General features: G+C 70.4%; 16 protein-coding genes. 6 read left to right on the top strand and 10 right to left on the bottom strand.

Annotated features, from left to right (window positions below; genetic code table 11):
* Nucleotides 1-67: 67 nt before the first annotated feature.
* From glf to ASD19_RS07035, 4 genes are all read left to right on the top strand, one after another.
* On the top strand, nt 68-1207 hold the full coding sequence (gene glf, locus ASD19_RS07050) for a UDP-galactopyranose mutase (protein ID WP_055990270.1): 1140 nt from the start codon (nt 68-70) through the stop codon (nt 1205-1207).
* A gap of 20 nt (nt 1208-1227) precedes the next feature.
* Nucleotides 1228-2022, top strand: coding sequence for an ABC transporter permease (locus tag ASD19_RS07045; RefSeq protein ID WP_055990267.1), 795 nt, complete (start codon nt 1228-1230; stop codon nt 2020-2022).
* Nucleotides 2022-2780 carry an ABC transporter ATP-binding protein gene (locus tag ASD19_RS07040; protein WP_055990264.1) on the top strand — a complete coding sequence of 253 codons (759 nt, stop codon included), beginning with the start codon at nt 2022-2024 and terminating at the stop codon, nt 2778-2780. The genes ASD19_RS07045 and ASD19_RS07040 overlap by 1 nt, the downstream gene beginning before the upstream one ends.
* A gap of 140 nt (nt 2781-2920) precedes the next feature.
* On the top strand, nt 2921-4084 hold the full coding sequence (locus ASD19_RS07035; protein ID WP_055990261.1) for a polysaccharide pyruvyl transferase family protein: 1164 nt from the start codon (nt 2921-2923) through the stop codon (nt 4082-4084).
* Between the two features lie 61 nt (nt 4085-4145).
* On the opposite strand, the gene ASD19_RS07030 is transcribed toward ASD19_RS07035, so the two are convergent.
* From ASD19_RS07030 to ASD19_RS06985, 10 genes are all read right to left on the bottom strand, one after another.
* Nucleotides 4146-4403 carry a hypothetical protein gene (locus ASD19_RS07030; RefSeq protein ID WP_055990258.1) on the bottom strand — a complete coding sequence of 86 codons (258 nt, stop codon included), beginning with the start codon at nt 4401-4403 and terminating at the stop codon, nt 4146-4148.
* Between the two features lie 18 nt (nt 4404-4421).
* Complete coding sequence (locus ASD19_RS07025; protein ID WP_055990255.1) at nt 4422-4730, bottom strand: hypothetical protein; 309 nt, start codon at nt 4728-4730, stop codon at nt 4422-4424.
* Nucleotides 4727-5380: a hypothetical protein gene (locus tag ASD19_RS07020; protein ID WP_156377131.1), complete on the bottom strand. Its 654-nt coding sequence runs from the start codon at nt 5378-5380 to the stop codon at nt 4727-4729. Before ASD19_RS07020 ends, ASD19_RS07025 begins: the two co-directional genes overlap by 4 nt.
* Nucleotides 5381-5507: 127 nt before the next feature.
* Nucleotides 5508-6425: a hypothetical protein gene (locus ASD19_RS07015; RefSeq protein ID WP_055990249.1), complete on the bottom strand. Its 918-nt coding sequence runs from the start codon at nt 6423-6425 to the stop codon at nt 5508-5510.
* Nucleotides 6426-6607: 182 nt separating this feature from the next.
* The gene (locus ASD19_RS07010; protein ID WP_156377130.1) at nt 6608-8173 is read right to left on the bottom strand and encodes an NlpC/P60 family protein; all 1566 of its coding nucleotides are present in this window, start codon (nt 8171-8173) and stop codon (nt 6608-6610) included.
* A 96-nt stretch (nt 8174-8269) separates the two neighbouring features.
* Nucleotides 8270-9442 carry an acyltransferase family protein gene (locus ASD19_RS07005; RefSeq protein ID WP_055990243.1) on the bottom strand — a complete coding sequence of 391 codons (1173 nt, stop codon included), beginning with the start codon at nt 9440-9442 and terminating at the stop codon, nt 8270-8272.
* The gene (locus tag ASD19_RS07000; RefSeq protein WP_055990240.1) at nt 9439-10437 is read right to left on the bottom strand and encodes a glycosyltransferase family 2 protein; all 999 of its coding nucleotides are present in this window, start codon (nt 10435-10437) and stop codon (nt 9439-9441) included. Before ASD19_RS07000 ends, ASD19_RS07005 begins: the two co-directional genes overlap by 4 nt.
* Nucleotides 10434-12386 carry a glycosyltransferase gene (locus tag ASD19_RS06995; RefSeq protein WP_055990237.1) on the bottom strand — a complete coding sequence of 651 codons (1953 nt, stop codon included), beginning with the start codon at nt 12384-12386 and terminating at the stop codon, nt 10434-10436. Before ASD19_RS06995 ends, ASD19_RS07000 begins: the two co-directional genes overlap by 4 nt.
* Before the next feature lie 77 nt (nt 12387-12463).
* Nucleotides 12464-13798 (bottom strand): O-antigen ligase family protein, encoded by a 1335-nt coding sequence (locus ASD19_RS06990; RefSeq protein ID WP_055990234.1) that lies wholly within the window; start codon nt 13796-13798, stop codon nt 12464-12466.
* Complete coding sequence (locus ASD19_RS06985; protein ID WP_055990231.1) at nt 13795-15189, bottom strand: O-antigen ligase family protein; 1395 nt, start codon at nt 15187-15189, stop codon at nt 13795-13797. The genes ASD19_RS06990 and ASD19_RS06985 overlap by 4 nt, the downstream gene beginning before the upstream one ends.
* A 43-nt stretch (nt 15190-15232) precedes the next feature.
* On the opposite strand from ASD19_RS06985, the gene manA reads away from it, so the two are divergent.
* Both manA and ASD19_RS06975 read left to right on the top strand, forming a co-directional pair.
* Nucleotides 15233-16390: a mannose-6-phosphate isomerase, class I gene (gene manA, locus ASD19_RS06980; RefSeq protein ID WP_055990228.1), complete on the top strand. Its 1158-nt coding sequence runs from the start codon at nt 15233-15235 to the stop codon at nt 16388-16390.
* A 182-nt stretch (nt 16391-16572) separates the two neighbouring features.
* Complete coding sequence (locus ASD19_RS06975) at nt 16573-16896, top strand: WhiB family transcriptional regulator (RefSeq protein WP_082543034.1); 324 nt, start codon at nt 16573-16575, stop codon at nt 16894-16896.
* The last annotated feature ends 186 nt before the right edge of the window (nt 16897-17082 follow it).

The raw sequence follows: 17082 nt of genomic DNA, 5'->3' as shown, positions 1-17082 counted from the left end.
TTAGGATGGGGCGTCGCCGACCCCGGGGTCGCGGCTGACCTGTTCCCTACAGAAGGCACTCACTCGTATGGATCTGCTTGTCGTCGGCTCCGGCTTCTTCGGACTCACCATCGCGGAGCGCGCGGCCAACGCGGGCCGCAAGGTGACCGTGATCGACCGCCGTCACCACATCGGCGGCAACGCGTACAGCGAGAACGAGCCCACGACCGGCATCGAGGTGCACCGTTACGGCGCCCACCTGTTCCACACGTCGAACCCGGCCGTGTGGGAGTACGTCAACCGCTTCACGACGTTCACGAACTACGTCCATCGCGTGTACTCGACCCACAAGGGCCAGGTCTACGCGCTGCCGGTGAACCTGCACACCATCAACCAGTTCTTCCAGGCCGCGTACACGCCCGACGAGGCGCGCGCCCTGGTCAAGGAGCAGGCCGGCGAGTTCGACGTCAAGACCGCGGCGAACTTCGAGGAGAAGGGCATCGCCCTCGTGGGCCGCCCGCTGTTCGAGGCGTTCTTCGCCCACTACACGGCCAAGCAGTGGCAGACCTCGCCCGAGAAGCTGTCGGGCGACATCATCAGCCGCCTGCCCGTGCGCTACAACTACGACAACCGCTACTTCAACGACACGTGGGAGGGTCTGCCGACCGACGGCTACACCGCGTGGCTCGAGCGGATGGCCGACCACCCGAACATCGAGGTGAAGCTGAACGTCGACTTCTTCGACGAGTCGCAGCCCCTCAACAAGAAGGCGCTCGTCGGCCAGGTGCCGATCGTCTACACCGGCCCGGTCGACCGCTACTTCGACTACGCCGAGGGCGAGCTCGCGTGGCGCACGCTCGACTTCGAGGAGGAGGTCCTGAACGTCGGCGACTTCCAGGGCACCTCGGTCATGAATTACCCGGACGCGGACGTGCCGTACACGCGCATCCATGAGTTCAAGCACTTCCACCCGGAGCGCAAGGACGTCTACCCGGACGACAAGACCGTCATCATGCGCGAGTTCTCGCGCTTCGCGACGCGCGAGGACGAGCCGTACTACCCGGTCAACACCGCCGACGACCGCGCGGGCCTGCTGGCCTATCGCGAGCTCGCGAAGGGCGAGAAGGACGTGCACTTCGGCGGCCGCCTCGGCACGTACCAGTACCTCGACATGCACATGGCCATCGGGTCGGCGCTGTCGATGTGGAACAACACCCTGAACGCCTGACCCGAGCGCGGACCATCCCCGTGTCCAGCAGCCACGCCGTCGGCGCCCCCGGGACACCCCGGCGGTACCTGCACGCCCTCTGGCTGCTGTCGGCGCGCGACCTGAAGGTCCGTTATGCCACCAGCTGGCTCGGCTATCTGTGGTCGGTGCTGGATCCGCTCGTGATGAGCGCGATCTACTGGTTCGTGTTCACGATGGTGTTCCAGCGCACCGTCGGCGTCGAGCCGTACATCGTGTTCCTGATCACGGCGCTGCTGTCGTGGGTGTGGTTCAACGCGTCGGTCACCGACTTCACTCGTGCGTTCAACAAGGACGCCAAGCTCGTCCGGTCGACCGCGATACCGCGCTCGATCTGGGTGAACCGGGTCGTGCTCAGCAAGGGCTTCGAGTTCCTGTTCGCGCTGCCCGTGCTCGCGCTGTTCGCCGTGTTCTCGGGCGCCGAGGTCGGCTGGGGCATCCTGCTGTTCCCCCTGGGCGTCGTTCTGCAGGCGGTCCTGCTGGTGGGCCTCGGCCTGCTCGTCGCTCCGCTGTGCGTGCTGTTCACCGACCTGGAGCGCACGACCCGGCTCATCCTGCGCGTGCTGTTCTACGCGTCGCCGATCATCTACGCGATCCATGACCTGCCGGGGTCGCTGCCCGCCGTGATGGCGTTCAACCCGCTCGCGGGCATCTTCACCCTCTACCGGGTGGGCTTCTTCCCGGAACTGTGGGACCCCTTCGCGGTCGCGATGTCCGCCGTGATGTGCCTGCTGTTCCTCGGCGTCGGCATCCTCGCGTTCCGCCGCCTCGAGCGCCCGCTGCTGAAGGAGCTGTGATGACGTCGCAGGCATCCGCACCCGAGCACGCGATCGAGGTCGCCGGCCTGGGCGTGCGCTTCCGCCGCAACCGTCGCGGGCGCCGCAGCATCAAGGACATGTTCGCGGACGCGTCCCGCCGCAACCGGCCGGGGGAGTTCTGGGCCCTGCGGAACGTGTCGTTCACGGTGCGCCCGGGGGAGTCCATCGGCGTGGTCGGACGCAACGGCCAGGGCAAGTCGACGCTGCTGAAGCTCGTCGCGGGCGTGCTGCTGCCGGACGAGGGCGCGGTGACCGTGAACGGCGGCGTCGCGCCGCTGATCGAGATCACGGGCGGGTTCGTGGGCGACCTCACGGTGCGCGAGAACGTGCGCCTGACGGCGGGGTTGCACGGCATGGCGAAGGCCGAGATCGCCCGGCGCTACGACGACATCATCGCGTTCGCCGAGCTCGAGGACGCGCAGGAGACTCCGTACAAGCACCTCTCCAACGGCATGAAGGTGCGGCTCGCGTTCTCCGTCGTGTCGCAGCTGGACGAGCCGATCCTGCTGGTCGACGAGGTGCTCGCGGTGGGGGACAAGGCCTTCCGCGCGAAGTGCTATCGCCGGATCGACGAGCTGCTCGCCGAGGGTCGAACGCTGTTCTTCGTGAGCCACAACGAGAAGGACCTGCGCCGCTTCTGCACGCGCGGCCTCTACATCCGCGATCACTCGCTCGTCCTCGACGCCCCGATCGGCGAGGTCATCGACCAGTACAACGCGGACAACCCCGAGGCCTGATCGGCCAGGCCGTCGCGAGGCGAGCCGGTCTGTCGAGGTGCGCGTCGGACCTGTATGTTGTCTGGGAGCGTGTCTGGGCGTGCAATCCCGATGTGCGCCCCGTCCCGAACACGTCATCTCATCCTGGAGTCCACCGGACAATGAAGCTCTTCGGTGCGCCGCGGGCGAAGGCGCCCGCGAACCCGACCACCGGCCCCGTCGCCGTCAGCAAGCCGTTCTACCTCGTCTCCACCGCCGGTCATCCCAACTACGGCGACGAGCTGGTCACGCGCGCATGGCTGGAGTGCCTCGCCGAGCGCCACCCCGGCCGGCCCGTATGGCTCGACTGCCCGCACCCGGGCCGGGCGTCGCACCTGTTCGGCAATGTGCACCCCGCGTTGCGCACCACCAGCACCGTGTGGGAGCTGGCGATGGGCAGCGAATCGCATGATCCGGTCGCCGACGCCGACCGCATCGCCCGCATCGTGCGCGACCTCGGCTCTCCCCGGTTCGACGCCGGCGTGAAGGCGCTGCGCGGCGTCGCGTCGATCCATCTCGTCGGCGGCGGATACGTCAACTCGATGTGGCGCGACAACCTCGGGCTGGTGACCGCGATCGCGGCCGTGAAGGAGGCGTTCGGGATCCCGGCCTTCGCCACCGGCCTGGACGCGATGCCGCTCGAGGGCGACCTGCCCGCGTGGCTGCGCGACCGCCTCGCGGTCTTCGACTCGGTCGAGGCACGCGACGAGGCGACGGCCGACGCCCTCGGCGCCGAACTCGGGCTCGACGACGCCTTCCTGGCCCTGACGCTGAAGCGCGCGCTGTACGACCGGCGGCCCACCCCCGACCGGATGGTGCTGGTGCAGGGCGACCTGCGGCAGTGGGAGGACGAGGCGGTCGTCACGACCATCGACGGCTTCCTCGCGGGCATCTCCGAGGCGAGCGTGGGCTTCGCCGAATCGAACCCGCCGGACGACCAGCACTTCCGCGGCCTGTCCCGGCCCGACGCGCGCATCTACACGTTCGGCGGGATGTGGGCCGACGGGCTCCCGGCCCGCGCCGGGCAGCGCTGGCTGACCTCCCGCTTCCACATCCACCTGCTCGCGGCGGCGGCGGGCGCAGCTGGTCTCGTGGTCGCGGGGAAGCGCGGCTACTACGACGTCAAGCACCAGTCCCTGCTGGACCTCGGCACCGGATGGACCGTGGTCGAGGCGGGCGAGCCCGTCCGCGCCCAGGACGCCACGATCGACCCCGCGTTCCCGGAGAAGGCCAAGCAGCTCGCGGCCCGCAAGCGCGCGCAGGCGGATCGGCTGTACCCGGTCTGAGTCATATGACGGCGGCGCCCGGCCCGAAGGGGGCCGGACGCCGCAGGGCTCGGAAGCGAGGTCAGCGCGGAGTAAGCGCCCAGAGGCCGGTGGCGGTCACCCGGATCACCGAAGGGCCGGCGGAGAAGTTCAGGTCTCCTTCGAAGGCGCCCGTCGTGTCCACGAGGGTCGCCGTGCGCTCGGATCCCTCGCCGTTCCACTGCAGCACCCGGAACTCGGCGTCGCCCTCGTGCGTGGCGGCCAGGGTCTGGGCGTCGCCGGCGTAGAGGAACACGCTGTCCCAGCTGCCCGACTCCGGCAGCAGGGGAGCCGTTTCCATCGGCTGGATCTTGATGGTCTATTCGCCCTTCGCGGTGATGCGGATGCCGTCGCCGCGCGCGCAGGACCGCACCGTGATGAGCCCCGCGCTCACACCTTCGGGCAGCAGGAGATCCGTATCGCCCTCGCCGTACGTGTTGACCGGTTCGAACCTCCCGAACTCCGCACGTGCCCACGCGGCGTCGGGCGACAGCACCGGCGTGTCGTCGCGTCGCACGCCGAGCGTGTCGGTGCCGTCGCCGTTCCAATCGCCGACGAGCGTCTTGTCGGTGGTGCGGCCGTAGACGAGCACGCGATCGGCGTCACCGGGCGCGAACCGGTCGGTCACGAGTAGGTCGCGCCGCGCCGCACCGCCGGTGTGTCGAGGCCGTCGGCGTTCCAGTCGCCGACATACACCAGGTCGGTCGCACGGCCGTAGGCGACCTCGCGCGACGCCGCGCCTCCCTGCAGTCCGTCTGCGAAGTAGAAGCGATTCCCGCGGCGGACCGCCAGGGTGTCGATGCCGTCGGCGTTCCAGTCGCCGACGAGCACCTGGTCGTCGGGGCGGCCGTACCGGATCACGACCTCGGCGGTGCCGCCGAAGCCATTGGTGAAGAAGTAGTCTCGGCCGCGCCGCACCGCGGGCGTGTCGATGCCATCCCCGTCCCAGTCGCCGAAGAGCGTCACATCCGTCGCGCGACCGTACGAGAACCCGCCGTCCGGCGGCTCGCCTCCTGCGATCGTCACGAGGTAGTAGTTGCCGTCGCGGACGGCCAGGTCGTCGTACCCGTCGTCGTTCCAGTCGCCCACATAGGCCTGGTTCGTCCGCTCGCCGAAGGTGACGACGCGGTTGGCCTGTCCGGTCCAGGAATCGTTGAGGTAGTGCGTGCTGCCGACGCCGCCCACTTCACCGCCTTTGGCATGCGCGGGAGGGGCGGACAGGCAGAGGAGCACGGTGGCGAGCGCCGCGAGACCGGCGGCAGGGGCAAGGCGGGACATGACGACTCCGTCACGGGGAAGGGGCCGGAACTCCCCGAAACCGCATGAGGAGTGCTGATGCGAGTCACGCTCGCGCGTGGACATATCGCTATCCGATCAGCTACCGCACGGCGTGTCGCGCCTCAGGTCACGGGATCGACAGCGCCCAGGGATCGCGCGTGACCACCGTGACCACCGACGGTCCCGCGAACAGGGTGGACGCGCTCGTCGCGGGATGCAGCACGTTCGCGACCGAGGCATGCCGATCGCCCGCGTGCTGGTCGATCGTGAACCACGTGTCCTCTCCGTGCACGACCATGACCGTGGAAGCCGGGCCGTCGTAGAGGAAGACCCCGGGCGCTCCTCCGCTCGGCTGCAGCGGGGCTGCGGCACTGACCGGCTGGATCCGGATCGTCCACGATCCGCGCGCGTTGATCTCGATGCGCGGGCCGGCCGGCTGCTGCGGGTCGAGCCCGAATGCCGCGGTGCCTGTGAAGTTGTCGTCCCCGAGGAACAGGGCCTGGTGCGTGACGGCCATCCTGGCGCTGAAGTACCCTGAGCCGGAGTGGGTCGCGTCCACGATGCCCGCGCGCGCTCCGGCGGGCAGCGGGATGACGGCGTCGCCGGAGCCCGTGTGGGTCGTGACGGTGAACGTCCCGTACTCCGCAGCCGCCCACCTCGCGGCCCGCGCGGTGCCCAGCGGATTGGGGTCCCTCCGCACGCCGAGGGTGTCGCGGCCGTCGCCGTTCCAGTCGCCGACCAGCGTCTTGTCCGCCGGGCGACCGTAGGTGAGCACTCGGTCCGCCTCGCCGGGGGCGAATCGGTCGGTGACGTAGTAGGTCGAGCCGCGGCGGACCGCGGGGGTGTCGTCACCGTCGCCGTCCCAGTCGCCCATGTACACCCGGTCGTCAGCGCGACCGTAGGCGACTTCACGCGACGCCTGGCCGCCCTGCAGCTCGTCGTCGAAGTAGAAGCGGTTTCCCCGGCGCACCGCGAGGGTGTCGTCGCCGTCCCCGTCCCAGTCGCCGACGAAGACCTGGTCCGTGACCCGCCCGAAGCGGACCAAGAAGAGCGGACGCGGCGATCATGGCGGCGACTGCCGTGGTGCCGAGGCGCCATGCGCGACGGGGAGAGGTACGGGACATGATCGCTCCGGTGGGGTCATGGGGCCCTGGACCGGGCGCCGTCGCTCCGAACGATATCGCCTGGTCGCGCGTGTGAGGCGTCAGCGCCGCGCCGCGTCCCGCGTCAGGGGAGGGGGCGGATGACGGTGGGCATGTTCGCGCTCGCCGGGTAGGTCGTGTTCTCGGCGCGGACGATGCCGCCCACGTGCACCGACTCCATGACCATGCCGTTGCCGAGGTAGAGCTGCACGTGGCGGACGCTGTGGCGGTCGCGCGGGTCGTGGGCCTGGAAGATCAGGTCGCCCCGCTGGCGCTGGCTGTAGGGGACGTGCATGAACTTGCCGCTGTTGTAGAGCTCTCGGGGAGTCGTGTTGCCGGGCAGCGTGTGCGTGACGGTGTTGCTCGGGTGGATGTTGATGCCCACCGAGTACAGCGCCTGCATCACGACCCCGATGCAGTCCGCGCCGACGTTCGGATGATTCGCGCCGCCCCACACGTACCGCGACCCCTGGTAGGTCAGCGCGGTCGCGATCATCGCCTCGATCAGCTGCCCGCGCGACATGTCGGTGCGGGCGCGGAGCGGTGCCCGGTACCCGTCCAGGTCCCACCAGGACGAGGAGCTGTATCCCATGGAGACCCAGGTCGCATGGTCGACGACCCCGGTCTGGGGCAGTCCGCGGCTCGCCTGCCACTCGCGGACCTTCGACATCATCGTGGCGTCGACCCACTGCGTCGGGCGGGCCAGGCCGAAGCGATCGGCGATCACCTTCACCTTCGCGCCCTCGCGGCCCGAGTCGAGGTTGAAGCCCATCCCGGCCGGGGCGGGCACCCCGGTGAACGAGATCTTCGCGTAGGTCCCGGGCGTCTGGTAGACGGGGATGTCGCGCCGCACGCCCAGCGTGTCGCGTCGATCCCCGTTCCAGTCGCCCACGACCGTGCTGTCGGTGGCGCGGCCGTAGGTGAGCACGCGCTCGGCCTCGCCCGGCTCGAAGCGGTTCGTGATGTAGTACGTCGCGCCGCGGCGCACGGCCGGCGTGTCCGTGCCGGTGCCGTCCCAGTCCCCGACGTACACGAGGTCGTCCGCCCGGCCATAGGCGACGACCCGCGAGGCCTCGCCGCCCTGCAGGGCGTCGGCGAAGTAGAACCGGTGCTCGCGGCGCACCGCCAGCGTGTCCTTCCCGTCGGCGTTCCAGTCGCCCACGAGCACCTCGTCGCCGGCGCGCCCGTATGCCAGCACGGTCTCGGCCTCGCCGCCCTGGAGCCGGTTCGTGAAGTAGTACATGTGCCCGCGGCGGACCGCGAGCGTGTCGACTCCGTCGCCGTCCCAGTCGCCGACCAGGGTCTCGTCGTCCGCGCGACCATAGCGGAAGCGCGTGCTCGCCGTGCGGTTGTCGTTCGACAGGATGTACTCGTTGCCGCGCCGCACCGCGAGGCTGTCGGAGCCGTCCCGGTTCCAGTCGCCGACGTAGGCGCGGTCGTACCGCAGGCCGAACTGATGCACCCGGTTCGCCTCGCCGCTCCAGGCGTCGTTCAGGTAGAAGTGGGTGCCGCTGCCGCCGATCTCGCCGCCCTGGGCGTACGCGGGCGTCGGCGCGTTCACCGAGATCAGCGACGCGGCCAGGAGCACCAGCGCCGACAGGGCGGAAGCGCATCGGAGACGTCGTCGGATCCTCGCTGCGTCATCGGCCACGACGTCCAGTGTGCCCCGGGATCCGCGATCCCGCGAGGGCATGCCATGGGTGCTCCTGCCCCCGGCCGGGGTGATGGGGCGACGGCGCGGGGGCGGTCAGTGCTTGACGACGCGCTTGTAGATGTGACGCGACAGGCGGTGGCTGGGGCGCTCCACGCCCAGGAAGAACAGCTGCGCGGCGACCAGCGAGGCCGCGATCGCAACGGGGAGCACGATGGACGACTCGCTCGGCCCCACCAGGTCGGCCGTCGCGACCACGACGGTCTCGTGCACCAGATAGAGGCTGAACGAGACCGTGCCGAGCCACTGCACGGGGCGCGAGCACAGCACCCGCGCGTGCGGGAACCCGAACGCGCATGCCGCGACCACGATCAGCGCGCCGGTCGCCTGGAGCGCGATGGAGCCGTCGTGCACCCGCTCAGGCACCCAGGGCGGCATCATCCAGACGGACGACGCCAGCAGCACGGCTGCCGTCAGGGCGATCGCCCACGTCCGCCCCGGGAGGTGTCCGAGCCGCGCGTGCAGCGCGCCCCGGTGCACCGCGAGCACGACCCCGATCAGGAACATGGGGAGGTACATGAGCGCGTCGACCTGCCAGGCGCCGCCGGTGGCGATCAGCACGAGGCAGCCGACCACGACGGCCTGGCCGTTGGCGTGCAGGCCGACCCAGACGAACAGGCCGAGCAGCAGCGAGAACAGGATCTCCCAGCGGATCGTCCACAGGGGGCTGAGGATCTCGTTGCCGGCGGAGATCTGCATGATGCTGTTGAGCACGTCCTGGAACGACACCGGATCGGCGCGGCGGCGCAGCCACTCGGTCTGGTCGTTCCGCCCGCGCGGCGTGAGGAAGATGGCCGCGATCGCGACCGCGAGCGCGCCCCACACCGGCAGGTACAGCCGCGCGAGGCGCTGCGGGAAGTACGCATCCCAGCGGAACGCGATCCCCGCCTTCAGAACCGGCAGCGTCAGCACGAATCCGCTCAGGATGAAGAAGATCATGACCGCGAACTTGCCGTCCCACAGCACGTGGACGGGCGTGTGCGCGATCCACCATGCGGGGTTGCCGACGTTCCACGTCTCCTCGGACGTGGAGTCGAAGTACGCGGCCGCGAACAGCGGGACCGTGAGGAGGGTGTGGTGCACCATCACCAGCAGCGCCGCGAGCCCGCGCAGCCCGTCCAGCGCCGGCAGGCGCGTGGGCACCGGGATAACCGGGCGCTCGGGGGGAGTGGGCGAGGCGGAGGTCATGCGGTCGCGGGGGAGCGTCATCCCTCGATCAGCGCGGGCATCGGGCGCCACGACTCGTCGCGCGCGATCGCGCGCGCGTCGCGCACGCCGCGCCACAGATTCGTCCAGCCCTGCCTGGTGATCTTCCGCTCGACGAACACGAGCCGCAGGATCTCCTTGGCGAAGGTCGCCGCCGTGCCGATCGCGAAGAGAACGGGGCGGTACGCGCCGTGGGCCGCGTAGTAGTGCTTCATGATGCCGCGGTTGCGCAGGATGTAGTAGCGGTACATGTCGCTCGAGGCATTGAAGTGCCGGATGCCCATGTCCCACTGCTTGATCTCGCGCGTGCGCCGGAGCACGAACTCGTTGACGATCGCCGAGCGCGTCACGCGCGAGGCGAGCCAGCCGTAGATCGTGTCGTCCCAGTAGATGAAGAAGCGGGGGTCGGGCAGGCCGATCCGCGCGACGACGTCGCGGTGGATGAACATGCCCTCGAAGCAGCCCGAGTTCATCTCCCGGTAGCCCGAGGCATCGAAGCCCGCGGGCGCGAACGGGATCGGGATGCCGAGGGCGACCGAGACGCGGTACTGCCAGTAGAACTCGCTGCCGTCGTAGTCGTACCGGCGGCCCTGGATGCTGCGGAACCGCGGCGTCCAGACGCCCATGCGGGCGAGGCCGTCGGGGAGGACCTCGACGTCGTCGTCCATGAGCCAGATCCACTCGGATCCCAGCTCGTACGCCACGCGCATGCCCTCGCTGAAGCCACCCGAGCCACCGGTGTTCTCATCGAGGCGGCGGTACACGACCTCGGAGCCCACGGCCTCGCGCATCGACTCGACGACCGCTCCCGTGTCGTCCGACGACGCGTTGTCGACCACCACGACGTGGCCCGGCTTCGGGTCCATCCGCCCGATCGACTCGAGCAGCGCCTTCAGCAGCGTCGACCGGTTGTAGGTGACGACGACGATCGTCGCCGACGCCGGATCGAACGACGCCGGCGGCGCGGCATCCGGAGCCGGGGCGAGCGGCTCGCTCACTTGCCCGCCCCGACCTCGTTCGCGGGGGCGCCGGCGAAGATCCCGTCCCAGGTCTGGGGCGAGGTGAGCGACTTCAGCTGGCGGCGGTACTGGCGCGTCAGCTTCGGCCAGTGCCACCAGAGCTGTGCGTGCAGGCGGATCGACTCGAGCAGCATCGAGCGGAACTTCTCGCGGTCGCGCGTGTAGATCTGCTTGCCGCCGCCGTCGGCCGAGCTCACGAGGGCGCTGTCGTAGTAGGGGATGCGCCACCAGTTCGCGTCGCCCTTCGCGAACTCGACCTCGGGCATCCGCACGTTCTTGGTCTGCGGCTTGTGGAACCAGTGCGCGGCGAGGTGCACGAGCGTGAAGACGCGCAGCGCGGCGCCGGTCGGCGCCGAGTGCAGCGCGAAGCGGCGCACGCGGCGGTAGATCGGGCGGCCCTTGCGCGAGCGGAGCACGCGGTCGGTCTCCTTGTGCACGACGGTCTCGGGGAAGTCCTGCGCGGTCTTCCGCGCCGCGGGCATGGCCGTCGCGATGTTGCCGATCATGTGCTGCGGGCCCGACAGCACGTCCCGCAGCGCCTGCAGGCGCAGCGCCGTCGGGTAGTACTGCATCATCAGCAGGTGCTTCAGGTCGGTGTTGCGGCTGTGCGCCAGGAACGAGCCGCCGCGCGGCTTCTTGGAGTGCAGCAGCGCCGCCACCGTGCGGTTGCGGGCGTGGAAGTACGCCTGCCAGTCGATGGCGTCGTCCTTTCCGACCCACGACACGTGCCACAGCGCGATGCCGGGCATCGAGACGGTGGGGAACCCGGAGCGGCCGGCGCGGAGGCAGAACTCCGCGTCGTCCCACTTGATGAATGCGGGCAGCGACAGCCCGACCTTGCGGATGGCGGCGGTCGGGATGAGGCACATCCACCAGCCGTTGTAGTCGGCGTCCATGCGCATGTGCAGCTGCTTGGTCTGCCGCAGGTTGGTCACGCCGAAGTCGTGCGGCATGAGCTCACCCGCGAACAGGTTGCGCCACAGGAACTGGTCCTCGTCGACGACCTCGGCCCACGCGTGCAGCTTGGGGCGGTCGAGCAGGTCGAACATGTGGCCGCCGACGAGCGTCGGCTTGGTGGTGTAGCGGCCGAACACGATCGAGCGGCGCAGCGACTCGGGCTCGATGCGGACGTCGTCGTCGAGCAGCTGAACGAAGTCGCTGTCGGGGCGCTTCAGCGTCTCGAACATGGCGCGCGCGAAGCCGCCGGAGCCGCCCAGGTTGGGCTGCGTGATGACCTCGAGCTGCTCGCCCAGCGCGTCGGCCACCTCGGGGAAGTCGGGCTGCGCGTCCACCCGCTGGGTGCCCTGGTCGACGAGGAAGACGCGGTCGACGAGCTCGAGCACCTCGGGGCTCTCCGTGAGCGCGCGCAGGGTCTCGACGCAGTAGTCGGGCTTGTTGAAGGTCGTGATGCCGAGCGAGGCCTTGCCGGTGCGCACCGGGTCCTGCTCGGTGGTCCACTCGGCGCCCTCGAAGATCGCGTCCTCGGAGTCCGTGGCGATGTCGAACCAGATCCAGCCGCCGTCGCTGAACTGCGTCAGCGAGATGTCGAAGCTGGTCGCGGACGATCCGGTGACGTCGCGGGTCTCGAGGCGCTGGCGGATGCCGGCGCCGTTCGAGCGGAACACCAGGATGGTCGCGTCGCCCGTCGTGCGCACGGTCAGGCGGACGTCGCGGATCGGCGTCCAGTGCTGCCAGTAGGCGGCGGGGAAGGCGTTGAAGTACGCGCCGAACGAGACGCGCCGGCCGGCGACGACGCGCGCGCGGTTGCGGCCGAGGACGTTGCTCAGTCGCGCGTTGTCCGACACCCGCAGCGGCGTGGTCTCGTCCTCGATCTTGACCACCGACCAGGAGTCGGGGTCGGCGTAGAGCGGCAGCAGATCGGGGTCGCGGTCGAGAGGGAAGACCACGTTCTGGAGGACGTGTACCAAGGGCGGGCTCCGAACGGTTTCAGCGGGGCCGCCCGCGCGGAAGGGTGGGCGCGGGCGGCTGTGGACCGCAGACGAGCCTACCGTGACGATCCCAGCGGATCCTGTGACCCCGCCCCGCCGGCCACGTCGCGGATGCGCTCGCGCCACGACCGTGACTGCCCCGCGCGCACGGCGCACACAACGAGCATCATCCATCCGAGCCCCGAGAGGGTGAAGCTCTCGAACATCGAGTCGACAAGCAGGGCGATGAGCATCAGCGGCGTCCAGGCGTGCACGACCGAGCGGCGCTCGCTCGCGACGAGCCACGAGCGCACCGTCGCGACGAGGCCGAACGCGACGAACAGCAGCAGCCCCGCCCATCCGGCCTGGACGAGGACGTCGAAGTACGCGTTGAGCGCCGAGGCGTGGTGGTCGTCGAGCGTGAAGTTGATGACGTTGAGCGGATACGGCTCGCCGGCGCCGCTGCCGTCGTGCCACCGGCCGTGCCAGCCCCATCCCTGAACGGGGCGGTGACGGACCCAGTCGAGGATCTCGTTCCAGAGGTCGGCGCGCGTCGAGAAGTCGGACGCGGCATCCAGCAGCCGGACGATGCGGTGGCGCAGCAGGTAGCACGCGCCGAGCCCGACCGCCACGACGGCCGCGATCGTCCACTGGGTCGCGCGGCGGCGGTGCGGCTCCTCGCGGCGGACGATGCCGAGCGCCACTGTCGCGACGCCCACCGCGACCGCGAGGACGAGCACCGTCGGCGAGGCCGACAGCACGGCGAGCATGCCGGCGAGGGTGAGGGAGAAGATCGCCAGCCCCCGCGAGATCGACTGGGTGAGCCATTCGATCGCGAACGTGATCAGCGCCATGACCGCGACGAAGCCCAGCATGTTGCGGGTGCCGAACACGCCCTGCACCGGCCCGCCGAGCGCGATGTCCCCCTGGACGCCCAGGAACGGGAACGGGATGTCGAGCAGGATCCCCGACAGGATCTCGACCGCGAGCGACAGCGCCAGCATCGCGCGCAGGACGTCGCCCAGCGCGCGGACAGTCTGAAGGGTGTCGCGCACGTGCGCGATCACGATCGCGAGCACGCCCCAGCCCAGAAGTCCGAGCCAGCCGGTGAGGGTGCCGGCCTCGTCGAACGACCAGACCAGGCTCGCGAGCGTCCAGCCGAGGAAGGCGAGCAGCGTGGTCGGGGCGAGGTGGATCGGCGCGATCTCGTCGCGCCGGGCGATCAGGATGGCCGCTCCCAGCGCGCCGAGCGCGGCCACGATGGTGACGAGCGTGACCTCGCCGGCCGTGCGCTCGATCAGGAGGGAAGCGAAGCCCGTCGCCAGCGCCGCGAGGGTGTAGGCGCGTGCCAGCTCGGCCGATTGCAGCAGCCGCAGCACAGTCCCCGGCGCCGGGTCGCCGGCCGGGCTCATCGCGCCGGCGTCCCCACCGGCGCCTCGTCGGCGCCGACGCCCACGATCGGCGCGAGCTTGAGCTTGAACGACAGCAGGACGGCCAGGGTCCAGCCCCATAGCATGATCGGGCCGGACTCGGTCAGGCCCTGCACCAGCAGCATCGCGACGAGGAGCGGCGCGAGCATCGAGACGGGGGAGTAGGGGCGCTGCGCGTCCAGGTCCCAGCGCGGGCGGTCGACGGCGAAGAACCACGCGCGCCACGTGAGCGCCGCGTACACGCCGAACATCAGGATCACGCCGACCGCGCCCAGCTGGAAGAAGACGTCGAGCCACATGTTGTGCGCGTGGAACACCGACAGCCCGTGGTCCACGATCCAGCCGTCGAACGCGGGATCCCACGGCACCCAGGGGCTCGAGAATCCGTTGCCGACGATCGGATGATCCGCCGCGCGCTGCCAGACGGTGGTCCAGATCTCGTCGCGGCCGGTGAGCGAGCCGTCGCGACCGAGCATGCCGAGCATCCGGTCCCACAGCTGGAAGACCAGGACGGCGCCCACGGCGCCCACTCCGGCGAACAGCAGGTAGCGGCGGCTGCGCTCGCCCGCCGTCCGGGCGCGGCGCATCACCAGCACGGCGAGCAGCACGACGAACGCCCCGCCGAACGCGCCCAGCGCCGTCGCCGAGCCGGAGCGGACGAAGAGCACCGCCGCGATCGCGATCCACACCGTCTGCATCGCCGCGTGCGGCGGGTGCGTCGCCATCCGGATCGCGAACACCGCGAACGCGACGACGCACAGGATGCCGAGGTAGTTGGCGTTCCCGACGATGCCCTGGATGCGTTCGCCGATCAGCGCGTCGAACAGGTTGCCGCGCACCCAGTACCAGTGCGGGTCGAAGCCCTCGGGCGGGGACACGAAGTTCGGCAGGAGCGGCTCGCGGCGGATGAGGGCCACCCACAGCTCGATCGCGATCGACAGGCCCATGACCCACTTGAGCGCGGCGTCGAGCGCGCGCAGGATCTCGTGCCACGTCAGCTGATGCGCGATGAACAGGCCCTGCAGCGTGCCGGCGGCCAGCAGCGTCCAGGTGAGCAGGGTTGCGCCCGGCCATCCGGACCACAGGACCGACACGAGCGCCCACGCCACGTAGGCGAGGCTGAGCCACGGCAGGCGGCGCCAGCGGATCCCGTGCCGCCGCAGCAGCGGCACCCAGATGGCCAGGGTCACGACCGTGGTCAGCGCCAGGACGACCGCCGCGCCGCCCTGCCCCAGCAGGTTCCACCACGCGGTGTGCGCGAAGCCGGAGAAGATCACGAACGCGGCATACGCGCGCAGGAAGAGATGCGCCGTGCCCTCACGCTCCGGAGCGGCCGGAGGGGTGTCTACCGTGTACCGCGAGATCTGGGCCATTGTGCCTCCAGGCTACAGCGCCGCCGAGGCATACCCTGGGTGCGTGCTCGTTCCCCTGACCAACGTCCCGCGCGACTACGCGTGGGGCTCCCGTTCGCTCATCGCCGCACTCCAGGGCCGCCCGCCCGCGGAGCACCCCGAGGCCGAGATCTGGTACGGGGACCACCCCTCCGACCCCTCCGACGTGCAGGACGGCTCCGGCCGCACGCTGGACCAGTGGATCGCCCAGGAGGGCGCCGGCGTGGGTCTAGCCGGGCGCCTGCCGTACCTGCTGAAGCTGCTGGCCGCCAACTCGGTGCTGTCGATCCAGGTGCATCCGTCGAAGGCCCAGGCTGAGGAGGCGTTCGCGCGCGAGGCCGCCCTGCCCGCCGACGCCGTGCGCAACTACGCCGACGACAACCACAAGCCCGAGATGATCGTCGCCCTGTCCGAGCGGTTCGAGGCGCTGTGCGGGCTGCGGGAGCTGGAGGCGTCGCGCCGCCTGCTCGACGCCCTCGGCGCTGCGGCCGCGCCGCTGCGCGAGCGCCTTACCGACCCCGAGGGCCTGGCCGACGCGATCGGCTGGCTGCTGTCGGGCGACGCGCACGAGACGGTCGACGCGATCATCGCAGGCCTCGCCGACGCCCAGTCCACGGAGTTCGCCGCCGAGCTGGCGAACGCCCGCAAGCTCGCCGTCTGGTACCCCGGCGACCCCGGCGTCGTCGTGGCGCTGCTGATGAACTTCGTGGTGCTGCACCGCGGCGAGAGCGTCTTCCTGCGCGCCGGGATGCTGCACGCCTACGTGTCGGGGCTCGGCGTGGAGCTGATGGCGGCGAGCGACAACGTGCTCCGGGGCGGGCTCACACCTAAGCGCATCGACGTCGACGAGCTCCTGCGCATCCTCGACCCCACGCCCGGTCCGGTACCCGTCGTGCTCCCGGTGGCAGCGGACAACGGCAACCGCGGCGTCGAGGCGTTCCCGGCCGACGTCGCCGATTTCCAGCTGCTGCGCGCGCGCGTCGCGGAGGGCTCCGACGCGGTCATCCGCCCCATCGGGCCGCTGATCGTGCTGGCGACCACCGGCGCCGTCTCGGTCGCGGGCGCCCGGGGCGCGCTCGACCTGGAGCCCGGCCGCGCCGCGTTCGTGACGCCCGACGAGACCGAGATCCGGATCTCGGGCGAGGGCGAGGCCTTCCTCGCCCAGCCGGGCCGCGCCGACTGAGCGGAGCGAGCGCCCGGGCGCGCCGCGCGATACGCCCGAGCGCGACACGCCGGAGCTGGTCAATGAAGGTTCATGCCGCGGTTGAGGCTTTACGATCTGCGACTTGATCTTTGGGAATCACACGGGTGTAATTACTTCCACGACATCCGCCCATGGGGGGCCAGAGGGAGTGGGAGAGCGAAATGACCGGATCGCAGTACCGTTCCGGCGTACCGGACAACTGGTTCGTCGACCCCGTCAACCTGGGTGTCCCGGGCGTCCGCCCGCCTCAGGGCGACGAGGACACCGCACTCGCCTGGCAGAGCGACGCGCTGTGCGCCCAGACCGATCCCGAGGCGTTCTTCCCTGAGAAGGGCGGATCCACGCGCGACGCCAAGCGCATCTGCACCTCGTGCGACGTGCGCAGCCAGTGCCTCGAGTACGCGCTGCAGAACGACGAGCGCTTCGGCATCTGGGGTGGCCTCAGCGAGCGCGAGCGTCGCAAGCTCAAGCGCGCCGCAGGCTAGTTCTTCTTCTTCAGAAGCGTCTCGCACGCTGCGGGGCCGCAAGCGGCACCCTTGCGAGCGAGGAACGTCGCTGACGCTCCGTTCGGCAGCGCTTCGCGCTGCGGGGTCGCTTCGCTCCACGCTCGCTGGGCCCCCGGCGCCGAGGCTCCGTCCGTCGCGAATGCGACGGATGGAGAAGCGCACGGG

The organism is Microbacterium sp. Root53 (genome assembly GCF_001426925.1).
Taxonomy (GTDB): Bacteria; Actinomycetota; Actinomycetes; order Actinomycetales; family Microbacteriaceae; genus Microbacterium.
The sequence above is the reverse complement of the archived record's forward strand: the minus strand, read 5'-3'. Positions and strand labels throughout refer to the sequence as shown.

Excerpts from the sequence above, each read along its gene's own strand:
- glf (WP_055990270.1), top strand. The coding sequence starts at position 68 with ATGGATCTGCTTGTCGTCGGCTCCGGCTTCTTCGGACTCACCATCGCG.
- ASD19_RS07035 (WP_055990261.1), top strand. The coding sequence starts at position 2,921 with ATGAAGCTCTTCGGTGCGCCGCGGGCGAAGGCGCCCGCGAACCCGACC.
- ASD19_RS07040 (WP_055990264.1), top strand. The coding sequence starts at position 2,022 with ATGACGTCGCAGGCATCCGCACCCGAGCACGCGATCGAGGTCGCCGGC.
- ASD19_RS06990 (WP_055990234.1), bottom strand. The coding sequence starts at position 13,798 with ATGAGCCCGGCCGGCGACCCGGCGCCGGGGACTGTGCTGCGGCTGCTG.
- ASD19_RS07005 (WP_055990243.1), bottom strand. The coding sequence starts at position 9,442 with ATGACGCTCCCCCGCGACCGCATGACCTCCGCCTCGCCCACTCCCCCC.
- ASD19_RS07030 (WP_055990258.1), bottom strand. The coding sequence starts at position 4,403 with ATGGAAACGGCTCCCCTGCTGCCGGAGTCGGGCAGCTGGGACAGCGTG.
- ASD19_RS06975 (WP_082543034.1), top strand. The coding sequence starts at position 16,573 with ATGACCGGATCGCAGTACCGTTCCGGCGTACCGGACAACTGGTTCGTC.
- ASD19_RS06985 (WP_055990231.1), bottom strand. The coding sequence starts at position 15,189 with ATGGCCCAGATCTCGCGGTACACGGTAGACACCCCTCCGGCCGCTCCG.
- ASD19_RS07020 (WP_156377131.1), bottom strand. The coding sequence starts at position 5,380 with ATGTCCCGCCTTGCCCCTGCCGCCGGTCTCGCGGCGCTCGCCACCGTG.